This is a genomic window from Paenibacillus sp. FW104-T2, from assembly GCF_058789975.1.
Window position 1 is genome coordinate 38,540 of the sequence record NZ_JBYTCE010000027.1, and the last position, 19,902, is coordinate 58,441.

A 19,902-nucleotide genomic window follows, 5' to 3' on the forward strand; every position below is an offset into this window, starting at 1 on the left:
AAGAATTATTATCCATATATCTGAAGCCGGTATATTGTAAAAAATAGGCTCCCCTGCGGGGTAGAGCTCTGTTGACCTTGGTTTGCGGCATAAGGTATAATTACATTTAGCACAGCATTGATTTTGGCATCTAAAAAATCGGGTTGTATATTTTTAAGGGAGGATCATTTTATTCTATGGCAATTGAAGTGGGCACCAAGTTAGAGGGCAAGGTGACAGGCATCACGCATTTTGGAGCATTTGTGGATCTGTCAGGAGGTGTCACGGGTCTCGTTCACATCTCGGAAATCGCCGACAATTATGTCAAAGATGTCAACGACCACCTGAAACTTAATGACGTCGTTACAGTGAAGGTCATCAACGTTGACAAGGATGGCAAAATCGGACTTTCCATTAAGCAAGCTGTTGACAAACCGGTTGAGCAACAAACACAATCCAGACCCCCAAGAGCTCCAAGACCGGAACGCAGTGGAGGAGATCGCGAACGATTCAGCGGTGGAGGCCCAAGTGGCGGCCAAGGCCGTGGCGGCGGCGGTGGATTTAACCGCGACCGTGGAGGCCGTTCTTTCAAGCCCGCAGCAGGCAAACCTTCATTTGAGGATAAAATGTCACGCTTCCTGAAAGATAGTGAAGAGCGGATCTCTTCGCTCAAGAAGAACACAGAGGGCAAACGCGGAGGCCGTGGAGCCAAGCGTGTGTAATCTGTATCAACCTGATTTAAAATATAAGAAAAGCCGTTAACCCGTAAGGGTCGACGGCTTTTTTGCGTTTTATCCTTTTTTTCTTTTAGTCTGTTGGTTGCGCATATTTTTTGGGTTTTACCGTCGCCTATGCGCGTTCCACTGGATTCCTGGCTTTTCTTGTAAAGTAGTGCTCCACAGATGCACTTTTTTCGCACAAGGACCATAGGAAATAAGAACATTTGTCGTCTACCATTTTTTACCGACATGTTTCCATGCCATTCCGCAGGTATCCCGTTCAATTCAAGTTAAAGGCAGAACAAATGCCATTCAAAATAAGACAACCCCGTCCTCGGTGAATCAGGTTGTAAAGGATGGAATGACAATAAGGCCGGGGGTTTCGCTCCTCCGCGCCAGGCTTGTTTCTTTTGTCGTAAACTTTTTGAACCCTGTCCACCTATTGTGACAAACTACGTCTTCTAATCTATCTATAATCAGAACCATCGAGAATGAAACACGAAAACAAATAATCGAATGGGGTGCCTTGGGATGATGGAAAAGTGGAATGTCATTCAATTTCCGGGAATGAAAGCTGGTAAAGGGAGTACAGAAGCTCGGGAGGAGCTGTCCGTACGTCTCAAACAGTGGATTACCTCCCGCAAGGCTGTCCAGTTCGTTGCTGCACGCAAATGGGTGCTGCTCCTTACATTTATGGGATTTTTATTAGGGAAGGCCATGATCCTGAATGAACTATCGCCCTTTGCAATTGCCTACTTCGCGGTGATTGCCTTCATGCGAAGGGATTACATTATTCCCGTTGGGGCCGCTTTGCTGGCGGGGAGTCTGTTTGCTCCGTTTCCGGTTCCACTTATCGTTGCGTCTGAGATGGCGATCTTCTATCTCTTGTTCAGAGGGCTGGAGTCTTATGACCGTGCTGAATTATCTTATGCACCAACAATGGTGTTTACGACTACTTTTATGGTCAAGTTATTCGCAGTCGTCATTGGGCCGTCTTTCAGCTGGTACGCCATGTTAATGCTCACGATGGACTCCGTACTCAGCTTCGTGCTTACCCTGGTTTTTATACAAGCCATACCGATTTTTACGTACCGCAAAAAGAAATTCAACCTAAAGAGCGAGGAGATCCTCTGCCTGATCATATTGCTGGCCTCCGTTATGACAGGCGCGGTGGGTTGGACCATTCAGTCCCTTTCCGTAGAGCATATGCTCTCTCGTTATTTAATTCTGATCTTCGCGCTGGTGGGCGGAGCCCCCCTTGGGGCATCCGTCGGGGTCATTACGGGGCTGATTTTGAGTCTCGCTGACATGTCCGCCGTATACCAAATGAGTTTGCTCGCTTTTGCCGGGATGCTGGCGGGTATGCTTAGAGAGGGCAAACGTGCAGGCGTTGCACTGGGGATGCTGCTCGGCTCATCCATTCTATCCATTTATCTGGGCGGCCCAGGTGACGTGATGAACTCCTTATGGGAGACGTGCGCAGCTATTGTTCTTTTCATGCTTACACCTAAAAGCATGATGGCGGCCATATCCAAATATGTGCCAGGTACACAGGATCATACCAAATCGCAGCATGAATATGCGAAGCGAATTCGGGATATCACGGCAGAACGGGTGACCCGCTTCTCGCAGGTATTCCGCCAGCTTTCCCGCAGCTTCGATCAGATGTCCGGTACGGGGGAACCGGTACAGAACGAAGGCGGCATGGAGCATTTCATGAATGCGGTAGCAGAGGGAACGTGTGCAGGGTGCTTCAAACGTGCACAGTGCTGGGATGCAAAGTTTATTCAAACCTATAAATACATGACGGATGTGATGAGTTCCATTGAGGCCAATCCGGAGATGTCGGGCAAACAAATTCCTGTGGAGTGGAACAGGGTATGTGCCAAACCGGAGGAGGTGCTTGAGGTTATGCGTGCCCAGTATGGGCTCTACCAGCATAATATGCAGTGGAAGCGTCAGATTGTGGACAGCCGACAGCTGGTTGCCGAGCAATTATCCGGAGTATCCCAGGTGATGGAGGACCTGGCCAGAGAAATCCAACGGGAAAGTGAGGAGATGGTACAGCAGGAGGAACAGATTCGGGATGCGCTGGAGTCGCTGGGCCTGTCCATTCATTCGATTGAGATTATCAATCTGGAAGCAGGCAATGTGGAAATCGAGATTGTTCATGCCTACACGAGGGGATTTGATGAATGCCGGAAGATGATCGCACCGCTGATTTCGGATGTTCTGGACGAGCATATTGCTGTTCTTCATGAGACGATGACGGATCCGCGTCAGGGTCTGGCAACCGTTACCTTTGGATCAGCCAAAACCTATGAGGTGACTACAGGGGTAGCTGCGGCTGCCAAAGGGGGAGATTTGTTATCCGGGGACAGCTTCAGCACGGTTGAACTGGGGAATGGTACCTTTGCGGTGGCACTTAGTGATGGTATGGGCAACGGGGAACGTGCGCGCATGGAGAGCAGTGCCGCGTTAAATATTTTGGAACAGCTGCTTCAATCGGGCATGGATGAGAAGCTGGCGATCAAGTCCGTGAACTCTGTGCTGATGCTGCGCTCACCTGAAGAGATGTATGCCACGGTGGACATGGCTCTAATCGATGAATATACGGCAGAGACCACATTTATGAAAATCGGCTCAACTCCGAGCTTTATTAAACGCGGACAGGAGGTTATTCAGGTATCGGCCAGCAACCTGCCCATTGGCATTATTAAAGATATCGAAGTGGATCTGGTCACTGTACAGCTTCAACCGGGCGATATATTGATTATGATGACGGATGGGATTTATGATGCCCCAGGGTATGCCGTCAACAAGGAGCTATGGATGAAACGTCTCATTCAGGAGATTGATAGTGACGATCCGCAGGAGGTAGCGGACTGCCTGCTTGAGAGCGTGATTCGATATCAGCAGCATGAGATTTTGGATGATATGACTGTCGTTGTAGGCAAAGTAGAGCACTACCGTCCGGAATGGGCCACATTGCGAGTACCGGGCATTAACCGGATGGAGCGTCCCCGTACAGTAAGTTAATTGCATCGTTCTCTGTTTGAAGTCTCTTCATTCTGGCAATGCTAGTCATAGAATTGGAGAGTAACGAAAAACGGAGGGATTTCGGATGAAGCAGATCTTGTTGATCACCGACGGTTGTTCTAATGTAGGTACAAGTCCGGTACTGGCAGCAGCGGAAGCCCGTGAAGAGGGAATCACGGTCAATGTGGTTGGTGTGATCGATTATGGAACCATTGGTGAACTGGGTAGCCGGGAGATTGAGGATATTGCGAAAGCTGGAGGTGGGATCAGCCAGATTGTCGGCACAAGGCAGCTTGCCCATACGATGCAGATGATGACAAGGAAAACGGTGGTTCAGACCATTCAGCAGGCGGTTAATAGAGAGTTAACACAAATTTTGGGAGAGAAGGTGTCCAAAACCGTAACAGACCTTGAACCTGCACAGCGTGCTCAGGTGGTAGAAGTAATAGATAATCTGGCTGAAACAGCCCCTCTTCAGGTAATCCTGTTGATCGATGTAAGTGCAAGCATGAAGCCGAAGCTCGCTGCGGTTGAAGAAGGAATCCGGGATTTGATGTTGAGCTTGCAGTCGCGTGTAGGGCAGAGCAAGCTCTCGGTATTTCATTTCCCGGGTCGCCATAGTGGAGAAGAGGCTGTGATGGATATCAACTGGACATCGGATCTGGGCAGTGTCCGTTCGCTGTTTGGACGTCTGCAGATGAAAGGTGCGACCCCGACAGGTCCTGCGATTCAGAAGGTGATTGATTTTTACCGTTATGGTACACTGGAGGGACAGCAGGAAATAGAAGGGAACTATCGCATTGAAAGAGAAGGGATGCTCGGTGACAACGTTGTCTGATGCCTCTTTCCCGCCAGGAACAGTAATTACGGGAAAATGGAATCGCAGCCGTTATACGATTCGCAAGCTGCTGGGCAAAGGCGCCAACGGCATCGTTTTTCTTGTCCAGCGGGGTGAGAATGGCAAGCACTATGCACTTAAGATGGGATTTGATCCGTTCGATCTGCAATCAGAGATCAATGTGCTCAAATCGTTTCAGCTACAGCGTAATCATGAGGCTCTGAAGCAGAGTGGTATTCCTTCCTATCTCAAGGATGTGGACGATTATGCCATTCAGGGGCGGGACATTCCCTTTTATGTGATGCGTTATGTTCGGGGTGAAGCTCTTCACCACTTCATCAGGCGTCAAGGGACGGACTGGACACTGCTGGTTGGGCTTAGACTCTTGCAGAAGCTGGCACAATTACATCAGGCGGGATGGGTGTTTGGTGATCTTAAGCCTCAGAACGTACTGGTATCCGATTTTGGTCAAGTGGAGCTCATTGATTATGGTGGAGTAACGTCGATTGGACGAAGTGTGAAACAGTTTACCGAATGGTATGACAGGGGCTTCTGGAATGGCGGAAGCCGAACAGCAGATGGCACCTACGATGTTTTTGCTTTTGCCCTGTTACTGATTCATGTATTGGAGGGGGAAGCACTCAAGGCGCTGGCTGCCGAAGGATTGCCACAACTGCGGAGTGTCAATCAGCTCACGGCCCTGGTGGAGCGGAGCGAAAGGCTCCGACCTTTTCGTAACTGGACGATTCAGGCCCTTCGGGGACAGTTCCGGGATGCCGGACATGCAGCCAAGGCCTGGAAAGACATGATGGCCCGGCCTACACCTCTTCGCCGGCGTTCATCAAGCTCTACACCACGCTGGCTTAAAAATGCATTCGCTGTATCCGTTATATTACTTATTGGGGTACTCATCTATGCACTGCGTTTTTAATTTTTACAGGTGCATATACATAACGCAAGGAATGAGGAACAGGTATGGAGGCTTTACGCTGGAACGAGCTGGTGAATCATGTGCTGGAGGCAGCGGAAGAGCATCAGTTATGGGTTCCCGGGGATCGGATCATTGTCGCAGTATCGGGCGGACCGGACTCGGTGGCTTTTTTGCATATTATGCATGAGATCAGTACGAGACATGTCCCGCTGGAACTGGTCTGTGCTCATGTACATCACGGATTCCGCGCAGAATCCGATGAAGAAGCCGAAATGGTCGGGAAAATGGCAGCACAGCTGAATATTCCTTTTGAATGGGTGAAGGCCGATATTCCTTCCTATATGAAGCTTACAGGGAAGGGATCACAGGAAGCAGCACGCGATAGGCGGTATGCATTTCTGCATGAGGTAGCTGATAAATATGGTGCAGCAAGCATTGCTCTGGCACATCATGCGGATGATCAGGCAGAGACCGTTATGCTTCATTTATTACGTGGCAGCGGGTTAACCGGACTGTCCGGAATGAAGTTTAAACGCCGTGAAAAAAATGTGGAACTTATTCGTCCATGTCTTCGTATAAACAAGACAGACCTTGTAGAAGCTTGTAATACTCAGGGATTTCTGTACTTTAATGATGCAAGCAATTCCCAGCGTAAATATCGGCGCAATGCCATTCGCTTGGATGTGCTTCCTTATTTGGGGCAATATAATGGACAGCTCACGCCGTCTTTGAATCGGCTTGCCGAAATTGTGGGCGATGAAGACGATTTCATGGAGCAAGGTGCATATGACGCATACAGGTGTCTAGTGCAGGTGATCGGCGGAAGGCAAACCTTTGAGGTGCCTTCCTTTTTGAAGTTACATGTCGCTTTACAACGAAGGTTGATTAAACTAATATTGAATTATCTGCCTTTGGACAGTGATTTTGTCGACTTTACCCGTATCGAAACCATTCGCCGCAAGGTGATAGAGCCTTATGCGAAGACCTGGAGCCTAGATTTAGGACAGACACTCGCTTGTACCCGGGAGTATGATCTGGTTTCCTTTGGCTTACGGACAGACGTACAGGATCAATCTTTCGAGTATCGTCTCGTGCAATGGAACGGAACTTATGAGCTTTCACTCAGGGAGATTGACCGATATCTTCGGATCGTTCCTATGAGTCCCGAGGACTATCTTGTACCGGAAACGGCAGATCAGGCCGCATTTGATGCGGATCAACTGCTCATGCCGCTGGTTGTGCGTTCACGGTTACCTGGAGATACCATGAAAGTCATGGGATTAAACGGAAGCAAAAAGGTGAAAAATATTTTCATCGATGAAAAAATCCCCCCCTCTGTCCGTCCGCGTATTCCCGTGGTTTGTGACGGAGCAGGCAACATTGTCTGGTTGCCGGGTGTTCGCCGGTCGAGTATTGCACCGGTGAAGGAGGATACTTCCGCCATCCTGTACATGACTGTAGGCAATTCAGCGATTCAGGGGTAGTGGTTATGGTTCAGGTAAGGCTTTCATAGTATAACTTAGGAGGTTCGCACAGTTGCAGAACGACATTCAGGAAATATTGATCAGTGAAGAAGAAATTCAAAGTAAAGTCAAGGAATTAGGCGCAACACTAAGTGCCGAATATGCAGGTCGCAATCCTTTGGTCATTTGTGTGCTCAAGGGTGCGTTTATATTTATGGCTGATTTGGTTAAAAACATAACGGTACCTGTTGAAATGGATTTCATGGCAGTATCCAGTTATGGAGCATCCACCAAATCGTCAGGCGTTGTTAAGATCATCAAGGATCTCGACGTCTCGGTTGAAGGCCGTGAGGTTCTCATTGTCGAAGATATTATCGATAGTGGACTTACGCTCAGTTACTTAATTGAACTGCTTCAAAATCGCGGTGCCGAAACGGTGCGCGTGGTTACGCTTTTTGACAAACCTTCAGGCCGTAAGGTGGAGCTTGAAGCTCATTACACCGGCTTTGACATTCCAGACGCTTTCATCGTCGGATATGGTTTGGATTATGCCGAGAAGTACCGAAATCTCCCTTACATCGGGATTTTGAAACCGGAAGTATACAGCAGTTAATAAGCATGCTAGTTCCAAGCCCAGTTCTGCTCGTGCCTTCTGTTGAGAAGCCATGTCGGGCTATGTTAAAATAATTAAAGTGTCTCGAGAGGAGGTAGGGGATGAATCGGTTCATCCGGAATTCTGGTTTTTATTTGATTCTTTTTTTAGTCGTGGTGGGCATAGTGCAGTTCGTCAGCAATGGCGGCGAAGCCACAGATAATCCTAGATATGATCAGTTGCGCACGGCGGTTAAGGCGAACAACATCTCGGAATTGACGGTTCAATTCGACGGTCAGTCTTTTCTTGTGACCGGTCAATATAGAGAGAAGCCTAGCGAAGCCAAATCAGAAAATTTCTCAACGTACATTCCTCCTACGGATGAAGCGATTAGTGAGCTTGTAGCGGCAAGTGAAGCTAATAATTTCAAGTTAAATCAGGAGCCAATGAGAGGTGACAGCATCTGGCTGACACTTCTGACATCCTTTATTCCTTTGATCATTATGTTCCTGCTGTTCTTCTTCCTGTTTAATCAGGCACAAGGCGGCGGCGGTAAAGTAATGAACTTTGGTAAAAGCCGTGCCCGTCTCTATAACGAAGAGAAGAAGCGGGTTACATTTGAAGACGTCGCAGGTGCGGATGAAGAGAAGCAGGAGCTTGTTGAGGTCGTTGACTTCCTCAAAGATCCTCGCAAATTCGCAGCTGTAGGTGCACGGATTCCTAAGGGCGTATTGCTCGTGGGGCCTCCGGGTACTGGTAAAACGTTGCTTGCTCGTGCCGTTGCAGGTGAAGCGGGTGTGCCGTTCTTCAGTATCTCGGGTTCTGACTTCGTCGAAATGTTTGTCGGTGTCGGTGCATCCCGTGTACGTGACTTGTTCGAAAATGCAAAGAAAAACGCCCCATGTATCATCTTTATTGACGAGATTGATGCTGTAGGTCGTCAGCGTGGAGCTGGCCTTGGCGGTGGTCACGATGAACGTGAACAAACGCTCAACCAGTTACTCGTTGAAATGGACGGATTCGGAGCCAACGAGGGTATTATCATCGTGGCTGCAACGAACCGTGCAGATATTCTGGACCCTGCCTTGCTGCGTCCGGGACGTTTTGACCGTCAAATTACGGTTGACCGCCCTGATGTAAAAGGTCGTGAAGCGGTACTGAAAGTACACTCCCGTAACAAACCACTCACAAAAGATGTGAAACTGGATATTATTGCGAAGCGTACAACAGGCTTCTCTGGTGCGGATCTCGAGAATCTCCTGAATGAAGCGGCATTGCTTGCGGCACGCCGTAACAGAAGAGATATTTCCATGCGTGAGGTAGACGAGGCGATCGACCGTGTCATCGTAGGTACGGAGAAGAAAAGCCGTGTCATCAGTGATCGCGAGAAACGAATTGTTGCTTATCACGAAGCAGGCCATACCATTGTAGGATACTTCCTGGAACATGCCGATATGGTACATAAAGTGACCATCATTCCGCGCGGACGTGCGGGTGGATATGTAATCATGTTGCCAAAAGAAGACCGTATGCTGGTTACCAAGCAAGAGCTCTTGGACAAAGTTACAGGGCTCCTCGGGGGCCGTGTGGCAGAAGAATTGTTCATTGGTGAAATTGGTACTGGTGCATACAGTGACTTCCAGCAAGCGACAGGTATTGTTCGCAGCATGGTTATGGAGTACGGTATGAGTGAGAAATTGGGACCTATGCAATTCGGAAGTTCACAAGGACAGGTATTCCTTGGACGGGATATTGGCCATGAACAGAATTACTCGGATTCCATCGCTTATGAGATCGATCAGGAAATGCAGCGCTTTATCAATGAATGTTACGAGAAATGTAAGGACTTGCTCGTAAAGCATTCCAAAGAAATGCATTTGATCGCTCAAACGTTGCTTGAAGTGGAGACACTGGAAATGGATCAGATCAAACAATTGATCGAGACCGGTTCCTTGACTCCAAAACCGGAGAGCGATAATGATAACGAAGGTACGCCAAGTGAAGGCGGAGAACCAATCGTCGATAACATCGGTGATGTGCGTGTTCGCATTCAAGGCAAAGACGAAACACCTGAACCACCTGCCGGAGATATCCCTAACGATGCTCCGAATCTGGATAAAGGCAACAGTAATGATCCAGATGATGGTGGTACGAAGCCAACGTCTTAATGTCTAACAGAACCTGTTCTGAGAACAGATCAAAGAGAGCCGAGAGGCTCTCTTTTTTGTGCGTTTTGTTCAAATTGCAGAGATAATGATAACTGCGAGCTAGAGCGCGAACTACGCAGGAAACGGTTGATTAGGGTGTTGTTCTGTGCCCTTTTCATTTATTGACAGAGTCGTGAACGTTGTGTACATTAGGTGTTAAACCGCTTGTGATTCGTTTCTCAAGCGAAAATATCGACGCAGATAGTCACAGGAAACGGCGCATGGCGCTGTCCGTCAAAGGAGAGGATCACAGGTGGAAGCTCTGGCTTTAGAGCGCAAGGCTGAGATGAACCGGGAGCTGCGAGCGCGGCTGATGGAGTTGAAGAAGGAACGTAATGCTATTATTCTTGCTCATTATTACCAACGTGACGAAGTACAGGAAGTAGCCGATTTTCGTGGGGATTCATTTCTATTGGCACAGAAAGCCGCACAAACGGATGCGGATGTCATTGTATTCTGCGGGGTTCATTTTATGGGTGAAAGCGCTAAGATTTTGGCCCCAAACAAGACGGTTATTATTCCGGATGAACGTGCTGGATGCCCCATGGCAGACATGGTCAATGTTGAGGGCCTGCGTAAACTGAAAGCGCAGCATCCCAATGCAAAAGTAGTGACGTATATCAATTCCTCGGCTGAGATTAAGGCGGAGACCAACATCTGTTGTACATCGGCCAATGCAGTCAGGGTTATTCAATCTGTTGATTCTGATGAGATTATCTGGGTGCCGGATAAAAACCTCGGACATTATGTTCAGCAGCACACAGACAAAAAAATGATTATCTGGGAAGGGTATTGCAACACTCACGATATGCTGACTGTAAAAGATGTCGTTGAGATGAGAGCTAAATATCCAAATGCCGAGTTTGTCGTACACCCGGAATGTCGTCCAGAAGTCGTGGAGATGGGAGACTTTGTAGGCAGCACGACAGCCATTCTTGAATATTGTAAAAATTCTTCTGCCAAGGAATTTATCGTGGGGACGGAAGATGGTACAGGATACCAGCTGCGACTGGATAGCCCGGATAAACAGTTTCATTTTGCCACCAAGTTCCTGGTGTGTCCAAACATGAAGGTCAACAACCTGAAGAAACTGGTTAAGTGCCTGGAAACGATGAAGCCGGAAATTTACGTACCACCGGCCGTTGCCGACAAAGCCAGAGAATCGCTAGAGCGCATGTTACTGGTGAAGTAGCATGCGCTACTCTTGCTCCGAGACAGGTGAATAGGATGATACCGCAATATATAGTGGATTTTGATCTGTCCCAGCTGCCCATTGTGGAGACGGACGTACTAGTTATTGGTTCTGGCATTGCCGGATTATATACAGCCATCAGGGCAAGCAAACATAATCAGGTATTGATGATTACAAAGAAGTCGTTACTGGAGAGCAATACCCGCTATGCACAAGGTGGCATCGCTGCGGTAATCGCTGAAGATGATTCCCCTGCGTACCATCTACAGGATACACTTGTGGCTGGAGCGGGCCTGTGTCGCCGCGAGGCAGTGGAAGCATTGGTAAACGAAGGCCCGGATGGAGTACAGGAACTAATCCGTCTGGGTACATTGTTTGATGTGGAGAACGGCGAGCTGGCGTTGACGCAGGAGGGTGCGCACAGTCACCGCCGTATTTTGCATGCAAATGGTGATGCGACTGGATACGAGATCGTGAGGGCTCTCGCAGCTCAGGCAAGTGCACATTCAGGTATTGAAGTCTGGGATGAGCATTTTGTCATTGACTTGATCACGGATCACGGAGAATGTGTAGGGGCATTGGTTCAGAAGTCTGACGGTACAAAGGTGTTTGTAAAAGCGCGTGCTACGGTGCTCTGCTCCGGTGGGGCGGGGCAATTGTACCGCTATACAACCAACCCGGAGGTTGCCACAGCTGACGGTGTTGCCATGGCATATCGTGCAGGTGCAGTCATTCGCGATATGGAGTTCATTCAATTCCATCCGACATCCCTATGTTATCCGGGTGCTCCGCGCTTCTTGGTTTCTGAAGCGGTACGGGGCGAAGGAGCGTTTCTGCGAAATATCAAAGGTGAGCGTTTTATGGAACGTTATCATCCACAGCTTGAACTCGCTCCGCGCGATATTGTTGCACGAGCGATTGTTAGTGAGATGGAGATGACAAACAGTACATTCGTGTATCTGGATATTACTCATGAATCGGCTGAGTTAATCAAGCACCGATTCCCTACCATATATGAGACATGTATGCGGTACGGACTGGATATGACCACAGACTGGATTCCGGTTGCTCCTGCAGCACACTATATGATGGGCGGCGTCAAAACGGACCTGAACGGGGAGAGCAGCATTGGAAGGTTGTTTGCTTGTGGTGAAGTTTCCTCAACGGGAGTCCACGGAGCCAATCGTCTGGCGAGTAACTCATTGTCTGAAGCCATCGTATTTGGGCACAGAATTGTTGAACGCATTCAAACACTGCCACCGCTAAATTCAATACAAATTGATTCCCAATTGCCGCCGGATAGTGTCGGGAATAAAACATGGGAAGAGCAGCAGCCGATTTCAGAATGGCGTTTGCGTTTGCAGAAGATGATGGTTCGTCAGGTGGGTCTGAGACGTAACGGTGCCGGCTTACAGAGAGCCTTGGATAAACTGGAGAGTGAAATGGACATCTTCAATTATTTGCTGACACATAAGGAAGAGATGGAATACGCCAATCTGTTAACCTGTGCCTGGCTGGTCACAAGTGGGGCATTACATCGTCAGGAGAGTCGGGGAGCACATTACCGTGAGGATTTCCCGCTTCGTGATGATGCGGCTTGGCAGAAGCATAGTTTGCAGCAAAGAGAACAAGCGATTGTGGAGGAATTGATGTCATGATACTGAACGGATATAATGAAGGACTCATCGAATCCATCAAAAACTGGCTTCGCGAGGATGTGGGGGCAGGGGATGTCACTACGACTGTGACGATTCCGGCAGGTCATCAATCGAAGGCAGTTATTCACGCCAAAGACCACGGGTTCATCGCAGGTATATCGGTAGCTGAACTGGTATTTCAGGTAGTAGACCCATTGCTCGTATTTAGACCGATGGTACAAGATGGAGATGAGGTTACTCGGGGAACAACGCTGGCAGAGGTGGAAGGAAGCACCCACAGTCTGCTTACAGGTGAGCGTCTAGCGCTAAACCTGCTGCAGCGCATGTCGGGGATTGCAACGCGCACACGTTCATATGTTGATGCATTAGAGGGCCTCTCTACGCGATTGGTGGATACACGTAAAACAACCCCTGGACACCGCATGCTTGAAAAATATGCAGTACGGATCGGTGGAGGGGCGAATCACCGATTCGGATTGTACGATGCGGTTATGATTAAGGATAACCATATTAAAGGCGCAGGCGGCATCACAGAAGCGGTGAAGCGGGCAAGAGCTGTCATTCCTCATACGATGACTATTGAGGTGGAGACTGAGAATCTGACACAGGTGAATGAAGCCTTGCAGGCAGGTGCAGATATCATTATGCTGGACAATATGCATCCGGATCAGATGCGTGAGGCTGTTACGGTTATTCGTAAACAGGCTCCGCATGTGAAGGTGGAGGCATCAGGCAATGTTTCTCTGGAGACCATCCGTGGAATTGCCGAGAGTGGTGTGGATGTAATTTCGGTTGGAAGGTTAACCTATTCTTTCGAGAGCCTTGATATCAGCCTAGATTTAAACGAAAAGAAAGAGGGGTGAACCTCTTTGATTCTTGTTGTAGACGTGGGCAACAGTAATATTGTACTCGGTGTTTACCAAGGCCGGTCGTTGCTCCACCATTTTCGTCTGAGCACATCCCGTCAGTCCACAGTGGATGAATACGGCGTATTGATTTATAATTTATTTCATATGTCGGATATATCCACACGCGACATTGAAGGAGTCATCATCTCATCGGTGGTTCCTCCGCTTGTGCATGTGATGGAAACGATGTGTGAAAAATATGTTGGCAAAAAGCCAATGGTTGTGGGACCTGGCATCAAAACAGGCCTAAACCTAAGGTACGAGAACCCGCGTGAGGTAGGCGCAGATCGCATTGTCAATGCAGTGGCAGCCGTTGAGAGATACGGTGGTCCACTTGTGGTTGTTGATTTTGGTACTGCGACGACCTTCGACTGTATTGATGAGAAGGGCAACTACCTTGGTGGAGCCATTGTACCGGGCATTCATATTGCCACTGAAGCGCTCTATGAGCGGGCTTCTAAGCTGCCTCGCATCGAATTGGAGAAGCCCAAGAAGGTTATAGGACGCAATACGGTGCATGCCATGCAGGCTGGTATCATATATGGCTATGCTGGACAGGTCGACGGAATTGTTGATCGCATTCGTACAGAGATGGGTGTACAGCCCAAAGTTATTGCAACCGGGGGACTTGCACCGCTGATTGCAGAGGAAACACGCAGCATCGAGGAAGTTGATCCGCTGCTTACGCTGGAAGGGCTGCGTATCATTTATGAGCGGAACCGGGAAAGGTAAGGAAAGAGACGGCATGCAGCGGGCTGATTTTACAGTCTTACGTATTGTGCCGTTTTTTCTGTAAATTGAACGGGTTTATAAGTTGAACGAATATCACATTCAATTTATATATCGTGTATCAGAGATACTATAGTATACGCCAAAGGAGGCTGAATGACTTGGAAAACAACAAACAGGACCGCTTGATTCGCGGTACAGCAATGGAAGGACGGGTTAGAGCCTTTGCTGTCCAAACAACAGAGTTGGTTGAGGAATTGCGCAGAAGACATGATACGTTTCCCACGGCTACAGCTGCCATGGGGCGTACGGTAACCACTGCAGCCATCATGGGTGCAATGCTTAAAGGTGAAGAGAAGCTAACCATTCAGGTCAAGGGAGACGGTCCCATTGGACAGATTGTTGCCGATGCGAATGCTAAAGGGGAAGTTCGTGGCTATGTGTCGAATCCGCATGTGCATTTACCAAGCAACAGTATGGGTAAGCTTGACGTTAGAGGAGTTGTGGGCACAGAAGGCTTTGTGAACGTAACAAAGGACCTCGGCCTGAAGGAACCTTATCGTGGCAGTGTACCGATTGTTTCGGGAGAGCTGGGCGAAGACTTCACATACTATTTTGCCAAATCGGAGCAGACACCTTCTGCTGTAGGCGTTGGCGTACTTGTAGATACCGACAATTCGGTCATTGTTTCCGGCGGATTCATTATACAGCTGCTGCCAGGGCTGACCGACGATGAAATCACCGTAATTGAAAATGCCATCAGTACGTTGCCTGCTGTGACAACGCTGCTGGAGCAAGGGCTTGAACTGGAAGAATTGCTGAAGCGTGTACTGCCGGATGTACAGGTTATGGATGGAATGGATATTCACTTCCGCTGTCAATGCTCCCGGGAACGGGTCGAAAAAACGTTGATCAGTCTGGGTCAGCATGAAATGGAGCAACTGATCGAAGAAGAAGGCAAAGCAGAAGTGGTGTGCCAGTTCTGCAATGAAGCTTATGATTTCAATAAAGAACAACTCGAGACCATTCTAGAACAAGCCAAGAACTGATATAAGCGGGGACGGGACGCGGAATGACGAGACAGGAAAAAGGGCTGTGGACAGCTGTAATTGTCCTGACGCTCGGCATGCTGGTGATGGGGACGGTAATGGTTGTCCAGGGTATGAGATCAGGTCGGGATGATGCAGATGCACCTCATGATACAGGTCAGGAGGAAGGAAGCGCCATTGCCACAATTAACGGAGAGGTCATTACGGACAAGGAATGGACCGATGCGCTGAAACGGCGTTATGGGAGCGATATGCTCCTTCAGATGCTGAACCGCAAAGCGGTTTATGCGGAGGCACTTGATCGGAACCTGACAGTCACTCCAAAGGAAATAGCGAAGGAACTATCTGCTGCGATGGATGGCTATGATTCGGAGCAGGCATACTTTGACGAGATGAAGTCCCAGCTTGGCCTGACGAGACAAGAGCTTGAGCTGGAAGCTGGTTATCGGCTGTTATTGGAGAAAATCGCTACGAGCGGCATTCAGGTCAAGGATGCAGACATTGAGCATTACTGGGACGAGCATCGCGAGGACTTCATCTCTCCAGAGAAATACGATCTGTCCATGATTATAGTGGAAGATGAAGAGCAAGCCGATTCGTTACTGGATGTTTTGGAGCAGGGTGCAGACTTCGAAGATATAGCAAAAGCTGAATCAACAGACAGCTTCACCCGTGACGCTGGAGGGCGGCTTGGCTGGATTGAACAGAATGATCCGTTTCAGCCGGAAGACGTCATGAACCTGGCTGAACAATTGGATGTTGGCGATATTGCTGGGCCAGTACAGGTCGAAGATGGATATGCCATTATCAAATTAAACGATAAGCAGGATGCCCAGGTTCAATCCGCAGAAGAGGTACGTGAAGATATCCGGATGCAGCTGGCTCTGAGCCAGGCTGATCCACTTCCCCAGGTGGAAGAGAGGCTGCGCAACAAATATGAAGCCGTGATTATCGCTGAAATTCCCGCTTCCTGATTTTTACTGATCGATGGATAATTATTTGGGATGCTGCACCGTGATAAAAAATACTCTGTCTACGGGCTTAGGGCCCAGGACAGAGTATTTTTTTGAGTACTCATATTGACAATGGCGTGTAACGTTGATAAGATAAAAATAATAAATACCTACTCGTTTACTCGGATTAAAAGCGATATTTAACCCTAAGAAACCTTCGGAAACCTCATATCCATTCCATGGATAGGCATTTGGGCCAGATGGAGTAAGGGATTTCCGCAGTTCTTCTATAACATCAAGAGGCTGCTCCGGCCGCACAATACATGCAACAGGACTTAAGTATTATTCATCCCACTAAGGAGGGCATTCATATGGCTAAAGTTGTTAATAACGTAACAGAACTCATCGGAGGTACTCCGCTTGTTCGTCTCAACCGTATCGTACCTGAAGGCAGTGCTGAAGTATTCGTGAAACTTGAGTATCAGAACCCGGGTTCGAGCGTTAAGGACCGTATTGCGATCAGCATCGTGGAAGAAGCGGAAAAAGAAGGCAAGCTGAAGCCAGGTGATACCATCATTGAAGCAACTAGCGGTAACACAGGAATCGGTCTTGCAATGGTAGCTGCAGCCAAAGGCTACAAGTCTGTCATTGTTATGCCTGAAACGATGAGCTTGGAGCGTCGTAACTTGCTTCGTGCCTATGGTTCTGAGCTGGTGCTCACACCAGGATCCGAGGGAATGAACGGTGCTGTCAAAAAAGCGGAAGAATTGCTTAAGGAAAACCCAACGTACTTCATGGCTGAGCAATTTAAGAATAAAGCAAACGTAAAAATCCACCGTGAAACAACAGGTCCGGAGATCGTTGAAGCGATTCAATCTGTTGGTGGTACATTGGATGCCTTTGTTGCAGGGATTGGTACCGGCGGAACAATTACAGGTACAGGCGAAGTATTGAAAGAAGCCTTCCCTTCGATTAAAATCGTTGCTGTAGAGCCAGCCGCGTCTCCAATTTTGGCAGGCGGCAAGCCGGGTCCTCACAAAATTCAAGGAATCGGTGCGAACTTCATTCCTGAAATTCTGGATCAGGAAATCTATGACGAGATCATTCACATTGAGAATGATGATGCGTTCGAAACGGCCCGTCAAGTTGCGAAGGAAGAGGGCATTCTGTCCGGTATTTCTTCCGGTGCAGCGATTCGTGCAGGTCTGCAAGTAGCCAAACAGCTGGGTGCAGGCAAACGTGTTGTTGTTATCGTGCCAAGTAACGGAGAGCGTTACCTCAGCACACCACTATACAACTTCGAAGCTTAATCGTAAGCATAATGATATGAATCCTCCGTACCCACATGCTGGGTATGGGGGATTTTTTGCTGAATGCTTTTAAAAGATGCGGCGCTTTAGTATACTATCAGACAATAGAACTAGCGACAGATGGAGGGCGGCTAACCGCAATGACACACCTGATGACAACATATGCCGACTGGACAGAGTGGGCCAGACAAGGATGGACCATGATGCCGTACATGATCAAGTCGGATGAGGGACCGGTTCATGGCGGTTTACCGTTAACATGGGAAGCAGCCTGGCACCAGGCTTCGCCCTATTCCATGGTGCTGGAGAACGGGAAGGGCGGAAGATATACATTTCTGGGATTGCACCCGGTATCCGTTATTTCAGGCAAGGGACATGAAGCGGTCATCTATGATCTGAAAAATGGATTGACGTCCACAGATACGGGTAAGCCGCTGGACGTGTTAAAAAGGTGGTCAGCTCCGTACAGTGCCCCTAAAGTGAGTGAGGCTCCTGATTTTGGTGGGGGGAGTGCAGGTTACCTCAGCTATGACGTAGCCAGATCACTGGAGAAGCTGCCAACGCTCGCTGAAGACAATCCCGCTTTGCCGGATTACTGGTGGATGCGTTTTGAAGAGCTTTGGGCCTATGACCACGAACAAGAGGCACTGTATTGTATGGTCCATCTGCCGCTAAGAGCTGAACCGGACGAGGCACACCTTCAAGCCTTGTATGCAGAAGCTGAAGAGCGAGCTGAAGCCATGCGGCAGCGGTGGCTGCATATTGTGGGCTATGCTCAGGCAGAGGAGCAGCAGCAAGCATTGGAGCTTCGCAGCAGGCACATGCATCTGGCGCAGAAGCAGGAAGAGGCGGACAGGGAAACGGAAGGATGGCATACATCATTTCCCCAACAAGATTTCGAACAGGCTGTACGCACCGTACAGGAATATATCCGGCAGGGTGATGTGTTCCAAGTAAACCTTTCGCTGCGGCAGGAAAAGCAAATCCAATCCACTGCCGAGCATATATACGAATGGCTGCGTCTTGTTAATCCATCGCCGTATATGGGAATGCTTCGCAGTCCGGACTTTCAACTGGTGAGTGGTTCACCGGAGCTTCTTGTCAAAGTGGATAACGGCAAGGTAAGTGCACGCCCGATTGCGGGCACCCGGAGAAGAGGTCGTGATGCAGCCGAGGATGAAGCCATGGCCGCTGAGCTGGTGAACAGTGAGAAGGAACGGGCCGAGCATATTATGCTGGTCGACCTGGAGCGCAATGATATTGGGCGCATTGCAGCCTATGGGTCGGTTCATGTACCCGAACTGATGACCATCGAGAAGTATTCGCATGTTATGCATCTGGTTTCCCAAGTGGAGGGGAGGCTTGCCGATGGTTTATCCGTTTTCGATGTCATTGCAGCCACATTCCCTGGTGGGACGATTACCGGGGCTCCCAAAGTACGGACCATGCAAATTATTGAGGAGCTTGAGCCTGTGCGGAGAGGCCCCTATACAGGATCCATTGGGTGGATGGACTACAGTGGGAATATGGAGCTGAACATCGTCATCCGAACACTTGCCATCAAGGATGGAGTGGGCTATGTTCAAGCGGGCGCAGGCATTGTTATTGACTCCAACCCGTATCGGGAATACAAGGAGTGCCGGAATAAGGCGAGAGCCATGATGAGGGCCGTGAACTACAGTGAGCAAGCGGAATCAGTCAAACTAAACTAATCGAAGCAGCCGTCATTACATGACGGAAGAAGAGGAGGAACAAGAATATGATACTGGTTATCGACAATTACGACTCCTTCACATATAACCTGGTTCAATATCTGGGTGAGCTGGGAGAAACGGTGGAGGTTCGCCGGAATGATGAGATTGACTTGGCAGGCATTGAGACATTGGCACCTGATCATATTTTGATCTCTCCTGGACCTTGTACCCCAAATGAAGCAGGCATCAGTCTGGCTGTCATCGATCATTTCAAGGGTAGTATTCCGATCTTTGGCGTTTGTCTGGGACACCAAGCCATTGGACAGGCTTTTGGAGGCAACGTTATTCGTGCAGATCGCATGATGCATGGCAAAACCTCAGAAATGCATCATCATGGAACGTCTGTCTTTGCAGGACTGCCTTCCCCGTTTACGGCAACCCGCTATCACTCCCTTATTGTAGAGCGCAGCAGTTTGCCGGATTGCCTGGAGATCACAGCCGAGACGGCAGAAGGTGAAATTATGGGTCTGCGCCATAAGGAGTTTGCCATTGAGGGCGTTCAGTTCCATCCTGAATCGATCATTACCGATCATGGGCATCAGATGCTGCGTAACTTTCTGTCCCAGAAGGTGAAGGTATAG

The 19,902-nt window shown here is 48.9% G+C and carries 16 protein-coding genes; all 16 read left to right on the forward strand.

The genetic code is table 11. The features are described 5' to 3' along the window. Nucleotides 1-176 precede the first annotated feature (176 nt). The 16 genes from AC3WQ3_RS25515 (at nucleotide 177) to pabA (ending at nucleotide 19,902) form a co-directional block, all read left to right on the forward strand. Entirely contained in the window at nucleotides 177-701 is a 525-nt protein-coding gene (locus AC3WQ3_RS25515; RefSeq protein ID WP_095293365.1) for a S1 domain-containing RNA-binding protein, read from the forward strand. Nucleotides 702-1,229: 528 nt separating this feature from the next. Next, nucleotides 1,230-3,737: a stage II sporulation protein E gene (gene spoIIE / locus AC3WQ3_RS25520; protein WP_170948307.1), complete on the forward strand. Its 2,508-nt coding sequence runs from the start codon at nucleotides 1,230-1,232 to the stop codon at nucleotides 3,735-3,737. A gap of 85 nt (nucleotides 3,738-3,822) precedes the next feature. Then, the gene (locus AC3WQ3_RS25525; RefSeq protein WP_095293366.1) at nucleotides 3,823-4,575 is read left to right on the forward strand and encodes a vWA domain-containing protein; all 753 of its coding nucleotides are present in this window, start codon (nucleotides 3,823-3,825) and stop codon (nucleotides 4,573-4,575) included. Then, a complete protein-coding gene (locus AC3WQ3_RS25530) occupies nucleotides 4,559-5,506 on the forward strand; it encodes a serine/threonine protein kinase (RefSeq protein WP_336784348.1) in 948 nt (315 codons plus the stop codon). The genes AC3WQ3_RS25525 and AC3WQ3_RS25530 overlap by 17 nt, the downstream gene beginning before the upstream one ends. Nucleotides 5,507-5,550: 44 nt before the next feature. Further along, nucleotides 5,551-6,990 (forward strand): tRNA lysidine(34) synthetase TilS, encoded by a 1,440-nt coding sequence (gene tilS / locus AC3WQ3_RS25535; RefSeq protein WP_492474042.1) that lies wholly within the window; start codon nucleotides 5,551-5,553, stop codon nucleotides 6,988-6,990. A 52-nt stretch (nucleotides 6,991-7,042) separates the two neighbouring features. Beyond that, nucleotides 7,043-7,582 (forward strand): hypoxanthine phosphoribosyltransferase, encoded by a 540-nt coding sequence (gene hpt / locus AC3WQ3_RS25540; RefSeq protein ID WP_492474043.1) that lies wholly within the window; start codon nucleotides 7,043-7,045, stop codon nucleotides 7,580-7,582. Between the two features lie 101 nt (nucleotides 7,583-7,683). Further along, entirely contained in the window at nucleotides 7,684-9,729 is a 2,046-nt protein-coding gene (gene ftsH / locus AC3WQ3_RS25545; RefSeq protein WP_127540874.1) for an ATP-dependent zinc metalloprotease FtsH, read from the forward strand. A 292-nt stretch (nucleotides 9,730-10,021) separates the two neighbouring features. Next, nucleotides 10,022-10,960 (forward strand): quinolinate synthase NadA, encoded by a 939-nt coding sequence (nadA, locus tag AC3WQ3_RS25550; protein ID WP_492474044.1) that lies wholly within the window; start codon nucleotides 10,022-10,024, stop codon nucleotides 10,958-10,960. A 35-nt stretch (nucleotides 10,961-10,995) separates the two neighbouring features. After that, the gene (gene nadB, locus AC3WQ3_RS25555; protein WP_492474045.1) at nucleotides 10,996-12,618 is read left to right on the forward strand and encodes an L-aspartate oxidase; all 1,623 of its coding nucleotides are present in this window, start codon (nucleotides 10,996-10,998) and stop codon (nucleotides 12,616-12,618) included. Further along, nucleotides 12,615-13,481, forward strand: coding sequence for a carboxylating nicotinate-nucleotide diphosphorylase (gene nadC / locus AC3WQ3_RS25560; protein WP_154896917.1), 867 nt, complete (start codon nucleotides 12,615-12,617; stop codon nucleotides 13,479-13,481). Before nadB ends, nadC begins: the two co-directional genes overlap by 4 nt. Nucleotides 13,482-13,487: 6 nt before the next feature. Beyond that, nucleotides 13,488-14,258: a type III pantothenate kinase gene (locus AC3WQ3_RS25565; protein WP_336784344.1), complete on the forward strand. Its 771-nt coding sequence runs from the start codon at nucleotides 13,488-13,490 to the stop codon at nucleotides 14,256-14,258. Between the two features lie 158 nt (nucleotides 14,259-14,416). After that, on the forward strand, nucleotides 14,417-15,304 hold the full coding sequence (gene hslO / locus AC3WQ3_RS25570) for an Hsp33 family molecular chaperone HslO (RefSeq protein ID WP_336784343.1): 888 nt from the start codon (nucleotides 14,417-14,419) through the stop codon (nucleotides 15,302-15,304). A gap of 23 nt (nucleotides 15,305-15,327) precedes the next feature. Continuing rightward, entirely contained in the window at nucleotides 15,328-16,278 is a 951-nt protein-coding gene (locus AC3WQ3_RS25575; protein WP_492474046.1) for a peptidyl-prolyl cis-trans isomerase, read from the forward strand. Between the two features lie 350 nt (nucleotides 16,279-16,628). After that, complete coding sequence (gene cysK / locus AC3WQ3_RS25580) at nucleotides 16,629-17,567, forward strand: cysteine synthase A (protein ID WP_095293377.1); 939 nt, start codon at nucleotides 16,629-16,631, stop codon at nucleotides 17,565-17,567. Between the two features lie 140 nt (nucleotides 17,568-17,707). After that, nucleotides 17,708-19,279: an anthranilate synthase component I family protein gene (locus tag AC3WQ3_RS25585; protein ID WP_492474047.1), complete on the forward strand. Its 1,572-nt coding sequence runs from the start codon at nucleotides 17,708-17,710 to the stop codon at nucleotides 19,277-19,279. A 47-nt stretch (nucleotides 19,280-19,326) separates the two neighbouring features. Next, nucleotides 19,327-19,902, forward strand: coding sequence for an aminodeoxychorismate/anthranilate synthase component II (gene pabA, locus AC3WQ3_RS25590; protein WP_492474048.1), 576 nt, complete (start codon nucleotides 19,327-19,329; stop codon nucleotides 19,900-19,902).